General features: G+C 67.0%; 24 protein-coding genes and 2 pseudogenes. 2 read left to right on the forward strand and 24 right to left on the reverse strand.

The window, feature by feature from the left end:
* Positions 1-58: 58 nt before the first annotated feature.
* From rplO to ACZ4VI_RS04095, 24 genes and pseudogenes are all read right to left on the reverse strand, one after another.
* Entirely contained in the window at positions 59-514 is a 456-nt protein-coding gene (gene rplO, locus ACZ4VI_RS03980) for a 50S ribosomal protein L15 (protein ID WP_315891601.1), read from the reverse strand.
* 1 nt (position 515) lies between these two features.
* Complete coding sequence (gene rpmD, locus ACZ4VI_RS03985; RefSeq protein WP_005313525.1) at positions 516-698, reverse strand: 50S ribosomal protein L30; 183 nt, start codon at positions 696-698, stop codon at positions 516-518.
* Positions 698-1,303 (reverse strand): 30S ribosomal protein S5, encoded by a 606-nt coding sequence (gene rpsE / locus ACZ4VI_RS03990; RefSeq protein ID WP_030201551.1) that lies wholly within the window; start codon positions 1,301-1,303, stop codon positions 698-700. Before rpsE ends, rpmD begins: the two co-directional genes overlap by 1 nt.
* 46 nt (positions 1,304-1,349) lie before the next feature.
* The gene (rplR, locus tag ACZ4VI_RS03995) at positions 1,350-1,733 is read right to left on the reverse strand and encodes a 50S ribosomal protein L18 (protein ID WP_015035587.1); all 384 of its coding nucleotides are present in this window, start codon (positions 1,731-1,733) and stop codon (positions 1,350-1,352) included.
* 3 nt (positions 1,734-1,736) lie between these two features.
* On the reverse strand, positions 1,737-2,276 hold the full coding sequence (gene rplF, locus ACZ4VI_RS04000; RefSeq protein ID WP_467996403.1) for a 50S ribosomal protein L6: 540 nt from the start codon (positions 2,274-2,276) through the stop codon (positions 1,737-1,739).
* A gap of 21 nt (positions 2,277-2,297) precedes the next feature.
* Positions 2,298-2,696 carry a 30S ribosomal protein S8 gene (gene rpsH / locus ACZ4VI_RS04005; protein ID WP_467996405.1) on the reverse strand — a complete coding sequence of 133 codons (399 nt, stop codon included), beginning with the start codon at positions 2,694-2,696 and terminating at the stop codon, positions 2,298-2,300.
* Between the two features lie 211 nt (positions 2,697-2,907).
* Positions 2,908-3,093 (reverse strand): type Z 30S ribosomal protein S14, encoded by a 186-nt coding sequence (locus ACZ4VI_RS04010; RefSeq protein WP_003956452.1) that lies wholly within the window; start codon positions 3,091-3,093, stop codon positions 2,908-2,910.
* Positions 3,094-3,098: 5 nt separating this feature from the next.
* A complete protein-coding gene (gene rplE, locus ACZ4VI_RS04015) occupies positions 3,099-3,656 on the reverse strand; it encodes a 50S ribosomal protein L5 (RefSeq protein WP_137993931.1) in 558 nt (185 codons plus the stop codon).
* Positions 3,656-3,967, reverse strand: a complete 312-nt coding sequence (gene rplX / locus ACZ4VI_RS04020) for a 50S ribosomal protein L24 (protein WP_467996407.1) — start codon at positions 3,965-3,967, stop codon at positions 3,656-3,658. The genes rplE and rplX overlap by 1 nt, the downstream gene beginning before the upstream one ends.
* Positions 3,968-3,969: 2 nt before the next feature.
* Positions 3,970-4,338, reverse strand: a complete 369-nt coding sequence (rplN, locus tag ACZ4VI_RS04025; protein WP_003956455.1) for a 50S ribosomal protein L14 — start codon at positions 4,336-4,338, stop codon at positions 3,970-3,972.
* Positions 4,339-4,435: 97 nt separating this feature from the next.
* Complete coding sequence (rpsQ, locus tag ACZ4VI_RS04030; protein WP_467996409.1) at positions 4,436-4,720, reverse strand: 30S ribosomal protein S17; 285 nt, start codon at positions 4,718-4,720, stop codon at positions 4,436-4,438.
* Positions 4,720-4,944 carry a 50S ribosomal protein L29 gene (rpmC, locus tag ACZ4VI_RS04035; RefSeq protein ID WP_028797851.1) on the reverse strand — a complete coding sequence of 75 codons (225 nt, stop codon included), beginning with the start codon at positions 4,942-4,944 and terminating at the stop codon, positions 4,720-4,722. Before rpmC ends, rpsQ begins: the two co-directional genes overlap by 1 nt.
* Positions 4,944-5,363, reverse strand: a complete 420-nt coding sequence (rplP, locus tag ACZ4VI_RS04040; protein WP_015035580.1) for a 50S ribosomal protein L16 — start codon at positions 5,361-5,363, stop codon at positions 4,944-4,946. Before rplP ends, rpmC begins: the two co-directional genes overlap by 1 nt.
* 5 nt (positions 5,364-5,368) lie before the next feature.
* Positions 5,369-6,202, reverse strand: coding sequence for a 30S ribosomal protein S3 (gene rpsC / locus ACZ4VI_RS04045; protein ID WP_467996411.1), 834 nt, complete (start codon positions 6,200-6,202; stop codon positions 5,369-5,371).
* The gene (gene rplV, locus ACZ4VI_RS04050) at positions 6,202-6,549 is read right to left on the reverse strand and encodes a 50S ribosomal protein L22 (RefSeq protein WP_058848120.1); all 348 of its coding nucleotides are present in this window, start codon (positions 6,547-6,549) and stop codon (positions 6,202-6,204) included. Before rplV ends, rpsC begins: the two co-directional genes overlap by 1 nt.
* Before the next feature lie 42 nt (positions 6,550-6,591).
* Complete coding sequence (gene rpsS, locus ACZ4VI_RS04055) at positions 6,592-6,873, reverse strand: 30S ribosomal protein S19 (RefSeq protein WP_019888752.1); 282 nt, start codon at positions 6,871-6,873, stop codon at positions 6,592-6,594.
* A 12-nt stretch (positions 6,874-6,885) separates the two neighbouring features.
* Positions 6,886-7,722 (reverse strand): 50S ribosomal protein L2, encoded by an 837-nt coding sequence (gene rplB / locus ACZ4VI_RS04060; RefSeq protein WP_467996413.1) that lies wholly within the window; start codon positions 7,720-7,722, stop codon positions 6,886-6,888.
* A gap of 39 nt (positions 7,723-7,761) precedes the next feature.
* The gene (rplW, locus tag ACZ4VI_RS04065; RefSeq protein ID WP_467996414.1) at positions 7,762-8,085 is read right to left on the reverse strand and encodes a 50S ribosomal protein L23; all 324 of its coding nucleotides are present in this window, start codon (positions 8,083-8,085) and stop codon (positions 7,762-7,764) included.
* Positions 8,085-8,735, reverse strand: coding sequence for a 50S ribosomal protein L4 (gene rplD, locus ACZ4VI_RS04070; RefSeq protein ID WP_385145136.1), 651 nt, complete (start codon positions 8,733-8,735; stop codon positions 8,085-8,087). The genes rplW and rplD overlap by 1 nt, the downstream gene beginning before the upstream one ends.
* A gap of 4 nt (positions 8,736-8,739) precedes the next feature.
* The gene (rplC, locus tag ACZ4VI_RS04075; RefSeq protein WP_361965481.1) at positions 8,740-9,384 is read right to left on the reverse strand and encodes a 50S ribosomal protein L3; all 645 of its coding nucleotides are present in this window, start codon (positions 9,382-9,384) and stop codon (positions 8,740-8,742) included.
* Positions 9,385-9,397: 13 nt separating this feature from the next.
* Positions 9,398-9,706 carry a 30S ribosomal protein S10 gene (gene rpsJ, locus ACZ4VI_RS04080; protein WP_003948644.1) on the reverse strand — a complete coding sequence of 103 codons (309 nt, stop codon included), beginning with the start codon at positions 9,704-9,706 and terminating at the stop codon, positions 9,398-9,400.
* Between the two features lie 418 nt (positions 9,707-10,124).
* On the reverse strand, positions 10,125-10,841 hold the full coding sequence (locus tag ACZ4VI_RS04085) for a YoaK family protein (protein ID WP_467996416.1): 717 nt from the start codon (positions 10,839-10,841) through the stop codon (positions 10,125-10,127).
* 68 nt (positions 10,842-10,909) lie between these two features.
* Positions 10,910-11,107 (reverse strand): DUF397 domain-containing protein, encoded by a 198-nt coding sequence (locus tag ACZ4VI_RS04090; RefSeq protein WP_467996418.1) that lies wholly within the window; start codon positions 11,105-11,107, stop codon positions 10,910-10,912.
* Positions 11,104-11,970: pseudogene (locus ACZ4VI_RS04095) on the reverse strand (helix-turn-helix domain-containing protein). Before ACZ4VI_RS04095 ends, ACZ4VI_RS04090 begins: the two are co-directional and overlap by 4 nt.
* Before the next feature lie 92 nt (positions 11,971-12,062).
* Here ACZ4VI_RS04095 and ACZ4VI_RS04100 point away from each other — a divergent pair.
* Positions 12,063-12,364: pseudogene (locus ACZ4VI_RS04100) on the forward strand (ATP-binding protein); the annotation flags it as partial.
* A gap of 230 nt (positions 12,365-12,594) precedes the next feature.
* Entirely contained in the window at positions 12,595-13,464 is an 870-nt protein-coding gene (locus ACZ4VI_RS04105) for a helix-turn-helix domain-containing protein (RefSeq protein ID WP_467996419.1), read from the forward strand.
* Position 13,465 lies beyond the last annotated feature (1 nt).

A 13,465-nucleotide genomic window follows, 5' to 3' on the forward strand; every position in this document is an offset into this window, starting at 1 on the left:
CCGGGGATGCCCCTTTTGGGAGGCATCCCCGGTCGGATGTTCAAGCCATCGAGTCGTCTCAGACGAGCTCGGTGACGGTGCCGCCGGCAGCGGCGATCTTCTCCTTGGCGGAGCCGGAGACGGCGTCAACCGAAACCTGCAGCGCCACGGTGATCTCGCCGGTGCCGAGCACCTTGACGAGGCTGTTCTTGCGCACCGCGCCCTTGGCGACCAGGTCGGCCACCGTGACCTCTCCACCCTCGGGGTAGAGAGCGCCGAGCTTGTCCAGGTTCACGACCTGGAACTCGGTGCGGAACGGGTTCTTGAAGCCCTTGAGCTTCGGCAGACGCATGTGGAGGGGCATCTGCCCACCCTCGAAGCGCTGCGGAACCTGGTAACGGGCCTTGGTGCCCTTCGTACCACGACCGGCCGTCTTACCCTTCGACGCCTCACCACGACCCACACGGGTCTTGGCGGTCTTGGCGCCCGGGGCGGGACGGAGGTTGTGGACCTTCAGCGGGTTGTTCTCCGCCATGTCAGTCGACCTCCTCGACCGTCACGAGGTGGCGGACGGTGTGCACCATTCCGCGGAACTCGGGGCGGTCCTCCTTGACGACCACGTCGTTCAGGCGCTTGAGCCCGAGCGAACGCAGGGTGTCGCGGTGGTTCTGCTTGCTGCCGATGTACGACTTCGTCTGCGTGATCTTGAGGCGAGCCATTACGCACCCGCTCCCGCACGTGCACGGAGCAGAGCCGCGGGGGCGACGTCCTCGAGCGGCAGACCACGGCGAGCCGCAATCTCCTCGGGACGCTGCAGGCCCTTGAGGGCCTCCACGGTCGCGTGCACGATGTTGATCGCGTTGTCGGAGCCCAGGGACTTCGACAGGATGTCGTGAACGCCGGCGCACTCGAGCACGGCGCGCACCGGGCCACCGGCGATAACACCGGTACCGGGGGAAGCAGGCTTCAGCAGGACGACGCCCGCAGCCTTCTCGCCCTGGATCGGGTGCGGGATGGTGCCCTGGATACGGGGGACCTTGAAGAAGTGCTTCTTGGCCTCCTCAACACCCTTGGCGATGGCGGCCGGCACCTCCTTGGCCTTGCCGTAACCGACACCCACGGTGCCGTCACCGTCGCCCACCACGACCAGCGCGGTGAAGCTGAAGCGACGACCACCCTTGACAACCTTGGCGACGCGGTTGATCGCGACAACGCGCTCAACGTAAGCGGTCTTCTCGGCGGCAGCTGCGCCGCCGTCACGGCCCTTCCGGTCCCGCCGCTCGCCGCCACCGGCACCGCTTCCGCGGCGCTGGGGTCCAGCCATTGGATTTACCTCTCTCTGTTACGTCCGTTAGTCCCGGAACCGGGGCTTAGAACTTCAGCCCGGCTTCGCGGGCGGCGTCAGCCAGAGCGGCAATGCGCCCGGCGTACCTGTTGCCACCACGGTCGAACACGACAGCCTCGACACCCGCGGCCTTGGCGCGCTCGGCGACGAGAGCGCCGACCTGCTTGGCCTGCGCCGACTTGTCACCCTCGCCACCACGGATCGACGCGTCCAGGTTCGACGCGGACGCAAGGGTGTGACCCTTGAGGTCGTCGATGACCTGAGCGGTGATACCGCGGTTGGAACGCGTCACGACGAGGCGCGGACGCTCCGCCGTACCCGACACGTTCTTGCGGATGCGGATGTGACGGCGGGCCTTGGCCGCACGCTTGTAAGCGTCGCCCTTGGCGATCTTCACACCGTATGCCATGGCTTACTTACCAGCCTTTCCGACCTTGCGGCGGATGACCTCGCCGGCGTACTTGACGCCCTTGGCCTTGTACGGGTCGGGCTTCCGCAGCTTGCGGATGTTCGCCGCGACCTCGCCGACCTTCTGCTTGTCGATGCCCTCGACCGAGAACTTGGTCGGCGACTCGACCTTGAACGAGATGCCCTCGGGCGCCTCGATCAGGATCGGGTGGCTGTAGCCGAGCTGGAACTCCAGGTTGGAGCCCTTCGCGGCAACGCGGTAACCGACACCGCTGATCTCGAGCGCCTTCACGTAACCCTGGGTCACACCGGTGATCATGTTGGCCACCAGCGTGCGGGACAGGCCGTGGAGGGCCTTGTTCTGACGCTCGTCGTTCGGACGGGTGACGTTGAGAACGCCGTCCTCGCCCTTAACGATCTCGATCGGCGCGGCGACGGTGTGGCTCAGGGTGCCCTTGGAACCCTTCACCGTGACCGTGCGGCCCTCGATGGTGACGTCCACGCCGGCGGGAACCTGGATAGGCAGCTTGCCAATACGCGACATTAGCTATTCCTCCGTTCCCGACTACCAGACGTAGGCGAGGACTTCCCCACCTACGCCCTTCTTGCCTGCCTGCTGGCCGGTCAGGAGACCGTGGGACGTGGAGATGATCGCCACGCCCAGGCCGCCGAGAACCTTCGGCAGGTTGGTGGACTTCGCGTAAACCCGGAGGCCCGGCTTCGAGATCCGCTTGATGCCCGCGATGGAGCGCTCACGGTTCGGACCGAACTTGAGCTCGAGAACGAGGTTCTTGCCGACCTCGGCGTCCTCGACCCTCCAGCCCGTGATGAAGCCCTCCTGCTGGAGGATTTCCGCGATGTGAGACTTGATCTTGCTGTGCGGCATCGTCACGGTGTCGTGGTACGCCGAGTTCGCGTTACGCAGACGCGTGAGCATGTCTGCGATGGGATCAGTCATGGTCATGAATTGGCCTTCGGCCTCTCTCGCCGGGGTTTCCTGTATGCGCCATCCCTCTCCCCACACAGGGGCGGGACGGGTGCGGCGCGGGGACCTACGGCGTAGTAAGTCGTATCGGGCGACGGACGCCCAACCCTCCTAGCCTAAGCCATGGAGGGAAGGGCATCCGCCAACCCAGTGCTTACCGAGAGACTCCGGTTAACCCGTAAGTACGGGGTTACCAGGAGCTCTTGGTCACGCCCGGCAGCTCGCCACGGTGAGCCATCTCACGAAGGCACACGCGGCACAGGCCGAACTTGCGGTACACGGAGTGAGGGCGACCGCAGCGCTGGCAGCGGGTGTACGCACGCACACCGAACTTGGGCTTGCGGGCAGCCTTCGCGATGAGAGCCTTCTTCGCCATCTCGCTTACGCCTCCTTGAACGGGAAGCCGAGGTGACGCAGAAGGGCACGGCCCTCGTCGTCGTTGGTCGCCGTGGTGACCACGGTGATGTCCATACCCCGGACACGGTCGATCTTGTCCTGGTCGATCTCGTGGAACATGACCTGCTCCGTGAGACCGAAGGTGTAGTTGCCACGGCCGTCGAACTGCTTGGGGGACAGACCACGGAAGTCGCGGATGCGCGGGAGCGCGAGCGACAGGGTGCGGTCCAGGAACTCCCACATGCGGTCGCCACGGAGCGTGACGTGGGCACCGATCGGCTGACCCTCACGCAGCTTGAACTGCGCGATGGACTTGCGGGCCTTGGTGACGGCCGGCTTCTGACCGGTGATCGTGGTGAGGTCGCGGATGGCGCCCTCGATCAGCTTGGAGTCGCGGGCGGCGTCGCCCACACCCATGTTGACCACGATCTTGACGAGGCCGGGGATCTGCATGACGTTCTCGTACGAGAACTCCTCACGCAGCTTGCCCGCGATCTCCTCGCGGTACTTCGTCTTGAGACGCGGAGTGGTGGTGGTAGCCATCAGATGTCCTCACCCGTCCGCTTGGCAACGCGGATCTTGTTGCCCTCTTCGTCGAAGCGGTAACCGACGCGCGTGACGACCTTCTTGCCGTCCTTCTCCACGACGAGCTGAACGTTGCTCACGTGAACAGGGGCCTCGGTCGTGACAATGCCACCAGCCTGCGAGGGGCCGGCCTTGGTGTGCTTCTTGACCCGGTTGACACCCTCGACCAGGACGCGGTTCTCGCGGGGGAAGGCCGTGATGACCTTGCCCTGCTTGCCCTTGTCCTTACCGGTGATGACCTGGACCAGGTCGCCCTTCTTGATCTTCATGCTTACAGCACCTCCGGCGCGAGCGAGATGATCTTCATGAACTTCTTCTCGCGCAGCTCACGGCCCACGGGGCCGAAGATACGGGTGCCGCGAGGGTCGCCGTCGTTCTTGAGAATGACAGCGGCGTTCTCGTCGAAGCGGATGTACGAGCCGTCCTGGCGGCGGCGCTCCTTGACGGTGCGAACGATGACCGCCTTGACGACGTCACCCTTCTTCACGTTGCCACCGGGGATCGCGTCCTTGACGGTGGCGACGATGACGTCACCGATGCCCGCGTAGCGGCGACCGGAACCACCGAGAACACGGATGCAAAGGATCTCCTTGGCACCAGTGTTGTCGGCGACACGCAGTCGCGACTCCTGCTGGATCACGTCTATCTCCTGATTGTCTGCCGGTTCCCGGCGGGGGCACCGAAGTGCCCCCACCGAGCCTGGCGGAACGAACTCGAAGGGTTACCCCTTCAAGTAATTACTTGGCCTTCTCGAGGATCTCGACGACGCGCCAGTGCTTCGTGGCGGACAGCTTCCGGGTCTCCATGAGGAGGACGCGGTCGCCGATGCCGGCCTGGTTCTGCTCGTCGTGAGCCTTGAGCTTGTTCGTACGGCGGATGACCTTGCCGTACAGCGCGTGCTTGACGCGGTCCTCGACGGCGACGACGACGGTCTTGTCCATCTTGTCGCTGACGACCAGGCCCTCACGGACCTTGCGGGCGTTGCGCTCGGTCTTCTGCTCAGTCACGTTGCTCTCGCTCATCAGGCGCTCTCCACCGTCTCGATGCCCAGCTCGCGCTCACGCATCAGGGTGTAGATCCGCGCGATGTCCTTGCGGACGGACTTGAGCCGCCCGTGGTTCTCGAGCTGGCCCGTCGCCGCCTGGAAGCGGAGGTTGAACAGCTCTTCCTTGGCCTCGCGGAGCTTGGCGACAAGCTCCTCGTTGCCCAGCTCGCGCAGCTCGGACGCCTTGGTACCGGCGGTCATCACAGCTCACCTGCTTCGCGCTTGACGATCTTGCACTTCATCGGCAGCTTGTGGGCCGCACGGGTCAGGGCCTCGCGCGCGATCTTCTCGTTCGGGTAGGACAGCTCGAACATCACCCGACCGGGCTTGACGTTCGCGATCCACCACTCCGGCGAACCCTTACCGGAACCCATGCGGGTCTCGGCAGGCTTCTTGGTCAGCGGGCGGTCCGGGTAGATGTTGATCCAGACCTTGCCGCCACGCTTGATGTGGCGGGTCATCGCGATACGAGCCGCCTCGATCTGGCGGTTGGTCACGTACGCCGGAGTGAGGGCCTGAATGCCGTACTCGCCGAACGCAACCTGCGTACCACCCTTGGACATACCGCTGCGCTTCGGGTGGTGCTGCTTGCGGTGCTTGACCCTACGGGGGATCAGCATTTCGGTCAGGCCTCCGTTCCGGTGCTCTCAGCCGGAGCAGCGGCGGCAGCCTCGGCCTTGGGGGCCTCGGCGGCGGGAGCCGACTGCTGCGGCTTGCGACCGCGACCGCCACGCTCGCCACCACGGCCACCACGGCCGGCGGGGCGCTCAGCGCCACCGCGGGCCGGACGGTTGCCGGCGCGGGCAGCGGCGTTCTCGGCGCGAACCTCGGCGATGTTCTTGACGTCGCCCTTGTAGATCCAGACCTTCACGCCGATACGGCCGAAGGTGGTCTTGGCCTCGAAGAAGCCGTACTCGACGTTCGCGCGCAGCGTGTGCAGCGGCACACGACCCTCGCGGTAGAACTCCGAGCGGGACATCTCGGCGCCGCCGAGACGGCCGCCACACTGGATCTTGATGCCCTTGGCGCCGGCCTTCATGGCGGACTGCATGCTCTTACGCATGGCCCGACGGAAGGAGACGCGGGAGGACAGCTGCTCGGCAACGGCCTGGGCCACGAGCTGAGCGTCGACCTCGGGGTTCTTGACCTCGAGGATGTTCAGCTGGACCTGCTTGCCCGTGAGCTTCTCGAGGTCGCCGCGGATGCGGTCGGCCTCGGCGCCACGGCGGCCGATGACGATGCCGGGACGCGCGGTGTGGATGTCCACCCGCACGCGGTCACGGGTGCGCTCGATCTCAACCTTCGAGATGCCGGCGCGCTCCATGCCGGACGTCATCATCCGACGGATGGCGACGTCTTCCTTGACGTAGTCCTTGTACAGCTTGTCGGCGTACCAGCGGGACTTGAAGTCCGTGGTGATGCCGAGCCGGAACCCATGCGGGTTAACCTTCTGGCCCATTACCGGGTTCCTTCCTTGCTGCTGACGACCACGGTGATGTGGCTGGTCCGCTTACGGATCCGGTAGGCACGGCCCTGAGCACGCGGACGGAACCGCTTCAGGGTCGGGCCCTCATCCACGTACGCCTCGCTGATGAACAGCGAAGAGGCGTCACTGTGGTCGTAGTTGTGCGCGGCGTTGGCAATGGCGCTGTCCAGCACCTTGCCGACCGGCACGCTCGCGGCCTGCGGGGCGAAACGCAGGACCGCCTGAGCCTCCGTGGCGTCCATGCCACGGATAAGGTCCACCACGCGGCGGGCCTTCATGGGCGTGACGCGGATGTACCGCGCCTGGGCCCTGGCTTCCATGGTTGTCCTTCCGATGTCTGTCATGGTCATTCCACCCCGCTACTAGCGGCGCTTCGACTTCCGGTCGTCCTTCACGTGACCCCGGAAGGTGCGCGTCGGCGAGAACTCGCCGAGCTTGTGGCCGACCATCGACTCGGTGACAAACACCGGAATGTGGGTCTTGCCGTTGTGCACCGCGATCGTGTGGCCGAGCATGGCCGGGATGATCATCGAGCGACGGGACCAGGTCTTGATGACGTTCTTGGTGCCGGCTTCGTTCTGGGCGTCCACCTTCTTTACGAGGTGGTCGTCGACGAAGGGCCCCTTCTTGAGACTGCGCGGCATCTAAACCCGCTCCTAGCGCTTCTTGTTCGTCTTGCGGCGGCGGACGATGTACTTGTTCGAAGCCTTCTTCGGCGAACGAGTACGACCCTCCTTCTGACCCCACGGGGAGACCGGGTGGCGACCACCGGAGGTCTTGCCCTCACCACCACCGTGCGGGTGGTCCACCGGGTTCATCGCCACACCGCGAACGGTCGGGCGAACGCCCAGCCAGCGCTTACGGCCGGCCTTGCCCCAGTTGATGTTCGACTGCTCGGCGTTGCCGACCTCACCGATGGTGGCGCGGCAGCGAGCGTCGACGAGACGGATCTCGCCGGACGGCATACGAAGGTGGGCCATCGTGCCCTCCTTCGCGAGCAGCTGCACGGAGGCACCCGCGGAACGGGCGAACTTGGCGCCACCGCCGGGACGGATCTCGATCGCGTGGATCGTGGTACCGACCGGGATGTTGCGGAGGGCCAGGTTGTTGCCGGGCTTGATGTCGGCCGTGGGGCCGTTCTCAACCCGGTCGCCCTGCGAGAGACCACGCGGGGCGATGATGTAGCGCTTCTCGCCGTCCGCGTAGTGGAGCAGCGCGATGCGAGCGGTGCGGTTCGGGTCGTACTCGATGTGAGCGACCTTGGCCGGCACGCCGTCCTTGTCGTGGCGACGGAAGTCGATCAGACGGTAGGCACGCTTGTGGCCACCGCCCTGGTGACGGACGGTCACACGACCGGTGTTGTTACGGCCGCCCTTGCTGTGCAGCGGGCGGACCAGCGACTTCTCCGGCGTGGACCGCGTGATCTCGACGAAGTCGGCTACGGAGGAGCCACGACGGCCCGGCGTAGTCGGCTTGTACTTGCGGATTCCCATTTCTCAGTCCTCGTCCGATTCCGGACGACTCGACCGCCGTCAGGCGGTCGGGCCGCCGAAGATGTCGATACGGTTGCCCTCGGCAAGGGTCACGATGGCGCGCTTGGTGTTGGCGCGCTTGCCGAAACCGGTGCGGGTGCGCTTGCGCTTGCCCTGACGGTTGATCGTGTTGACCCCGATGACCTTGACCGAGAAGACCGCCTCGACGGCCTGCTTGATCTGGGTCTTGTTGGATCCGGGCGCGACGATGAACGTGTACTTGTTCTCGTCGAGCAGCGCGTAGCTCTTCTCGGAGACAACCGGCTTGACGAGGATGTCACGCGGGTCCGTGAAGGTCTTGCTGGTGATCGTGGCCTCGGACATCAGGCCTCGCTCCCTTCGTTGTCAGCGGCCTTGGGGCCAGACACGAAGGACTCGAGGGCGGCCTGGGTGAAGACCACGTCGTCGGATCGCATCACGTCGTACGTGTTCAGCTGGCCCGGCTCCAGGATGTGCACCTGGGGCAGGTTGCGGGCGGACAGCCACGCGGCCTCGTCGGAGCGCTCGACGACCAGGAGCAGGTTCTTGCGCTCCGAGATCTTGCCGAACAGCGTCTTGGCGGCCTTGGTGGAGATGCCACCCTCGACCACGCCGGAGACGACGTGGATACGGGAGTGGTTCGCCCGGTCGGAGAGGGCACCGCGGAGGGCGGCGGCCTTCATCTTCTTGGGGGTCCGCTGCGAGTAGTCACGCGGCACGGGACCGTGCACGACGCCACCACCGGCGAACTGCGGGGCGCGGGTCGAACCCTGACGGGCGCGGCCGGTGCCCTTCTGGCGGTACGGCTTCTTGCCACCACCGCGGACCTCGCCACGCGTCTTGACCTTGTGCGTGCCCTGACGGGCGGCGGCCAGCTGCGCGACGACGACCTGGTGGATCAGCGGGATGCTGATCTTGGCCTCGAAGATCTCGGCCGGGAGCTCGACGGTCCCGGTCTTGTCGCCGGAGGGCGACAGAATGTCAATGGTGCTCATATCCTCAGGCCCCCTTGGCCGCGGTGCGGACCAGGACGAGGCCGCCGTTCGGACCAGGAACCGCACCCTTGATCAGGAGCAGGCCCTTCTCCGCGTCAACGGCGTGAACGGTCAGGTTCTGGGTGGTCACGCGCTCGTTGCCCATACGGCCGGCCATGCGCATGCCCTTGAAGACACGGCCCGGGGTGGCGCAGCCACCGATCGAACCGGGCTTGCGGTGCACGCGGTGGGCACCGTGGGAGGCCTTGCCACCACGGAAGTTGTGGCGCTTCATGACACCGGCGAAGCCCTTGCCCTTGCTCTTACCGGTGACGTCGACCTTCACACCGGCCTCGAAGACCTCAGCGGTGATCTCCTGGCCGAGCGTGTACTCGGAGGCGTCAGCGGTGCGGAGCTCCACAAGGTGACGGCGCGGGGTGACGTCGGCCTTGGCGAAGTGGCCCTTGAGGGGCTTGTTCACCTTGCGCGGGTCGATCTCGCCGAAGGCGATCTGGACCGACTCGTAGCCGTCGATGTCGTTCGTACGCACCTGGGTCACGACATTGGGGCCGGCCTTGACGACGGTCACCGGGACGACCCGGTTGTTCTCGTCCCAGACCTGCGTCATGCCGAGCTTCTCGCCCAGGATGCCCTTGATGTTCTTAGCCATCTCGCGCGTCACCTCAGAGCTTGATCTCGATGTCGACGCCCGCCGGCAGGTCGAGACGCATGAGCGAGTCGACCGTCTTCGGCGTGGGGTCGAGGATGTCGATGAGGCGCTTGTGCGTGCGCATCTCGAAGTGCTCGCGCGAGTCCTTGTACTTGTGCGGCGACTTGATGACGCAGTACACGTTCTTCTCAGTGGGCAGCGGCACCGGGCCCGCGACCGACGCACCAGTGCGCGTCACCGTCTCGACGATCTTCTTCGCCGAGGAGTCGATGACCTCGTGGTCGTAGGCCTTGAGCCGGATGCGGATCTTCTGTCCCGCCATGGCTACTCAGTAGTCCTGTCTCTTGTATTAACGCTCTGGACTCGGGGGTTCTCATGACCTCCACCTCCGACCCACGCGGTCGGGCGTGTCGCACTCCCTCTACGCAGAAATCCCGAGGGATCTCCCAACCAAGGGGGTGCGGTCACCATGACCGCGAGTCGGGGGCGGAACACCCACCGAGTGCCTGGCCGGCACCCCGCTGACGCTTCCCGGAAGATTCCCGTACGTCCGCTCCTGAGAAGGAGCGACGAGTACTGTGGGACTCGCTTCCGGTCCTCCCGACGGGAGGCGCGCAGCATCGGCACTCAACCGAGCAACCCCGACAGTCTGCCATACGGCGCGCCGGGCTGGCCAATCGAGCCGGAGAGAATACCCCGGACGTGATCCAAGTCAAACGCCGACCCTCCGAGCACACCGGTCACCCCGGCTCTGACGTCCGTCTCTCCGGCACCACCCAGAACGCCGCGCCGATGAGCAGGACCAGCGCACAGGGAGCGCCCAGGACCGCTGCCGGACGCACCCCCTCGTGCAGCAGCCAGGCGCCCAGCACTCCACCCGCGAACATCGCCCCGATGGAGGCGAACCGGCGGCCCTCAGAACGGGCCCCCGTGCCGATGCGGGGGTCCGCGACGTGCGGCAGACCACCCAGGAACGCCGTGAGGGCACGGGTGGACACCGTCGTGGGCACGTCGGGGACCCGCACCCGCATGGTCGTGACGTTGCGCACCCCCATCGCGGCGGCGACCAGCGCGATCACGGCGAAATGGTGACCGGCCACGGATCCGCCCGGCCCGTCGACACCGGTACACCACGCGACCAGCGTGCCGAGGCCCAGGAGCAGCCCCTCGCCGAACAGCGCGGAAACGAACCAGCGGCGGCCGTGGACGTCCACGCGAGTCTCCAGCCATGACCCCAGCACCGCGCCGACCACGAAACCGGCGCAGGAGACTCCGGCGGCGGCTGGGGAGAGGCCTGCGGCGCCGGTGAGCGCGAAGGCGAGCAGGAGGATGTTCCCCGTCTGCATCGCGGCGAAGACCGGGCCCAGCGTGAGGAAGCTGACGGCCTCGATCATGCCGGTCGTCACCGTGAGCACGATCATGATCGAGGTGAGCACGCCCCCTGCCCTGGGCTTCATACCCGGACCCTAAGACGCGAACGATCACCCCGCGCGGCGACAGCACGGCCGCGAGGACGGACCGACGCTCAGCGCTCGCTCCCCGAGGCGTACGAGACGAAGGCGACCCAGGCGGAGGACGCGAGGCCGAGCTGTGGGCCCTCCACGTTCTTGGAGTCGCGGACGTGGATGGTGCCGGGGGTGGTGGCGACCTCGACGCAGTCTTCGCCGTTGGCGCTGCTGCTGTAGCTGCTCTTGAACCACTCCAGCTCGGGCTTGCGGATCATGTCTCTCCCAGCAGTCGTTCGATGAAGGCCCGCGACTCCCCGGGGGTGAGAGCCTGAGCCCGGATGATGCCATAGCGCAGTTCCAAGATCCGGAGCCTTTTGGGGTCGGACACCGGGCGACCGTGGAAGTCGGCGTCGGTGCGCCCCACGGCGGTGCCGTCCTCGAACTTCAGCACCTCGATCAGCCCGGCCGTACCGGGATGGTCGGCGCGCTCGGTCGGCATCACCTGGATCTCGACATTCGGCAGCTCCCCCACCTCCAGCAGTCGTTCGAGCTGTCGGCGCAGCACCATTCTGCCCCCGGTGGGGCGCCGTAGTGTCACCTCTTCCTGGACAAAGCTGAGCTCGGGTCCGGGCGACCTCTCGAACACCGACTGACGATCGAGACGTGCCGCCACCAGCCGCTCCAGCTCCTCCGGCCCGTACGCAGGGCGCCAGGTTCGCAGCAGCGCCCAGGCGAACTCCTTCGTCTGGAGCAGACCGTGGATGTTGCTGGTGCTGTAGAGCCCGAACTCGACCGCTCGCGCCTCCAGCTTCTTCAGGTCCCGCACCTTCTTCGGGTACCGGACCTCCACCACGTCCTGCTTCATGGCCGAGATCAACCCGCCCGCGCCGAGTTCCTGGTCCACCTTGTCCAGGAACTCGGGGCGCGGGATCCGGGCCCCGCGCTCGATCTTGCGGATCATGTCCTCGCCGTACCCGACCCGCTCGCCGAACTCCGCCGCCCGCAGGCCCTTGGCCTCACGCCACAGCTTGATCTAGCGGCCCACCGTCGCCACGACCGCCGCTCCGGACTCGTCCTCCGGGTCGACCTCCCAGCCGGGCTCTTCCGTCCCCGTACCGTCCACACCGTTCACGCTCATGCGCGCCCACCTCCTTCGGCGGCCCCTACCCGAAGCGTGGCGCCGGACAGCCGGGACAAGACCGGACAGTCTCGGCACAGCTGGAGGCGGTGTCGGAGGCAGCGGCGCATGTCGTCGCCGAGCTGGCCGCGAACGCCGTCACCCACGGCCGGGTCCCCGGCAGGGACTTCCGCCTGGCGCTCCTCGCCACGGACGCCACCCTCCTCATCGAGGTCACGGACACACGCAGTGACCGTCTTCCGTCCGTCGGCCGGCCGACGGACGGGCCATCGGGGCGGGGGCTGATCCTTGTCGAAGCGCTCGCGGACAGTGGGGCGTCACCTCGGGGCCCGTTCCGCGCAAGACGGTCTGGGCGGAGATCGGGACCGCATCGCGGGGGGTCGTGATGCGGTGACACACGACGCATAAAGACCAAAGAACCGAGGGCAAATACCGCTCCCAACCCCTCCAGCCTCCCCGCCGCTCACCCGTCACCCACACGGGTGATCTGTGCCAACTGGGCTGGATTTGGGGCCGGTTGCGTGGCATATGCTCACGCCGACCACCCCAGACATGCGTCGGCCCCCGACCGGGACTAGCACTCCCGACCGAGGGCCTGACCACCACGGAAGTAGAGCCTTCCTGATGGCTTCCTCGCAGCCTAGCGCGCCCCGTCGCGCCTCCGGACTCATTCACGTCAACGTCACTCACACGACCCGCTACACGGTCGTCGGCAACCACCTCGCCCAGCACCGCAAGCTCTCACTGCTTGCCATCGGGCTCGCCGTCCACCTCCAGTCGCTGCCCACCGGGGCCTCCGTCGGCATCAAGGCCATCGCCGAGCGGTTTCCCGAGAGCGAGCTGCGCATCGCCGCCGCCATGCGGGAGCTGGAGACCCACGGCTACCTGGAGCGCTTCAACGAGCGACTGCCCAGCGGGCGGTTGGCCCCGCGCACGATCTCGTACAACCGCCCAGGGGCTGAACCCTCCCCCGCGCCGGAGACGCCGGGACCGCCCCCGGACGACGGACCGCCCCCACCGCCGGAGACGCCGGTGCGGGAGACACCTCCGGAGCCCCCGGACGCCCCGCCCCCAGTCCCGCCACAGCGCCCGAAACCCGCGCCCCGCCCCGTAACCCCGGCGTCACTGCCGCTCCCCCAGGCCCATCGGCCCGCTGCCGACCTGCTCGCCCGCCTCCGCCTCCACGAGCCCCGGCTCCTCCTCGCCGAGCGGGACATCCACCGCCTCGCCCCCGCCGTCACCAGCTGGCTCCAACGCGGCGCCCGCCCTGACGCCGTCCTGCGCACCCTCGCCGCGAGCCTCCCCGACGACCTGGTCCACCCGGCAGGCCTCCTCGCCCACCGCCTCACCGCCCTGCTTCCACCGCCCCTACCGGCCAGTCCGCAGGCCCTCGCTCCCTTCCAGGACTGCGACGGCTGCGACCGCCCCTTCCGCTCACCCGAGCCAGGCCGCTGCCGCGACTGCCGCCCCGTCGGCGAGGCGTGTGCCGCCTGAA

This window comes from Streptomyces sp. NPDC029169 (assembly GCF_055563935.1).

Coding starts and splice junctions, on each gene's coding strand:
- rplO (WP_315891601.1), bottom strand. CDS start 514: ATGGCGGAGAACAACCCGCTGAAGGTCCACAACCTCCGTCCCGCCCCG.
- rpmD (WP_005313525.1), bottom strand. CDS start 698: ATGGCTCGCCTCAAGATCACGCAGACGAAGTCGTACATCGGCAGCAAG.
- rpsE (WP_030201551.1), bottom strand. CDS start 1,303: ATGGCTGGACCCCAGCGCCGCGGAAGCGGTGCCGGTGGCGGCGAGCGG.
- rplR (WP_015035587.1), bottom strand. CDS start 1,733: ATGGCATACGGTGTGAAGATCGCCAAGGGCGACGCTTACAAGCGTGCG.
- rplF (WP_467996403.1), bottom strand. CDS start 2,276: ATGTCGCGTATTGGCAAGCTGCCTATCCAGGTTCCCGCCGGCGTGGAC.
- rpsH (WP_467996405.1), bottom strand. CDS start 2,696: ATGACCATGACTGATCCCATCGCAGACATGCTCACGCGTCTGCGTAAC.
- ACZ4VI_RS04010 (WP_003956452.1), bottom strand. CDS start 3,093: ATGGCGAAGAAGGCTCTCATCGCGAAGGCTGCCCGCAAGCCCAAGTTC.
- rplE (WP_137993931.1), bottom strand. CDS start 3,656: ATGGCTACCACCACCACTCCGCGTCTCAAGACGAAGTACCGCGAGGAG.
- rplX (WP_467996407.1), bottom strand. CDS start 3,967: ATGAAGATCAAGAAGGGCGACCTGGTCCAGGTCATCACCGGTAAGGAC.
- rpsQ (WP_467996409.1), bottom strand. CDS start 4,720: ATGAGCGAGAGCAACGTGACTGAGCAGAAGACCGAGCGCAACGCCCGC.
- rpmC (WP_028797851.1), bottom strand. CDS start 4,944: ATGACCGCCGGTACCAAGGCGTCCGAGCTGCGCGAGCTGGGCAACGAG.
- rplP (WP_015035580.1), bottom strand. CDS start 5,363: ATGCTGATCCCCCGTAGGGTCAAGCACCGCAAGCAGCACCACCCGAAG.
- rpsC (WP_467996411.1), bottom strand. CDS start 6,202: ATGGGCCAGAAGGTTAACCCGCATGGGTTCCGGCTCGGCATCACCACG.
- rplV (WP_058848120.1), bottom strand. CDS start 6,549: ATGGAAGCCAGGGCCCAGGCGCGGTACATCCGCGTCACGCCCATGAAG.
- rpsS (WP_019888752.1), bottom strand. CDS start 6,873: ATGCCGCGCAGTCTCAAGAAGGGGCCCTTCGTCGACGACCACCTCGTA.
- rplB (WP_467996413.1), bottom strand. CDS start 7,722: ATGGGAATCCGCAAGTACAAGCCGACTACGCCGGGCCGTCGTGGCTCC.
- rplW (WP_467996414.1), bottom strand. CDS start 8,085: ATGTCCGAGGCCACGATCACCAGCAAGACCTTCACGGACCCGCGTGAC.
- rplD (WP_385145136.1), bottom strand. CDS start 8,735: ATGAGCACCATTGACATTCTGTCGCCCTCCGGCGACAAGACCGGGACC.
- rplC (WP_361965481.1), bottom strand. CDS start 9,384: ATGGCTAAGAACATCAAGGGCATCCTGGGCGAGAAGCTCGGCATGACG.
- rpsJ (WP_003948644.1), bottom strand. CDS start 9,706: ATGGCGGGACAGAAGATCCGCATCCGGCTCAAGGCCTACGACCACGAG.
- ACZ4VI_RS04085 (WP_467996416.1), bottom strand. CDS start 10,841: ATGAAGCCCAGGGCAGGGGGCGTGCTCACCTCGATCATGATCGTGCTC.
- ACZ4VI_RS04090 (WP_467996418.1), bottom strand. CDS start 11,107: ATGATCCGCAAGCCCGAGCTGGAGTGGTTCAAGAGCAGCTACAGCAGC.
- ACZ4VI_RS04105 (WP_467996419.1), top strand. CDS start 12,595: ATGGCTTCCTCGCAGCCTAGCGCGCCCCGTCGCGCCTCCGGACTCATT.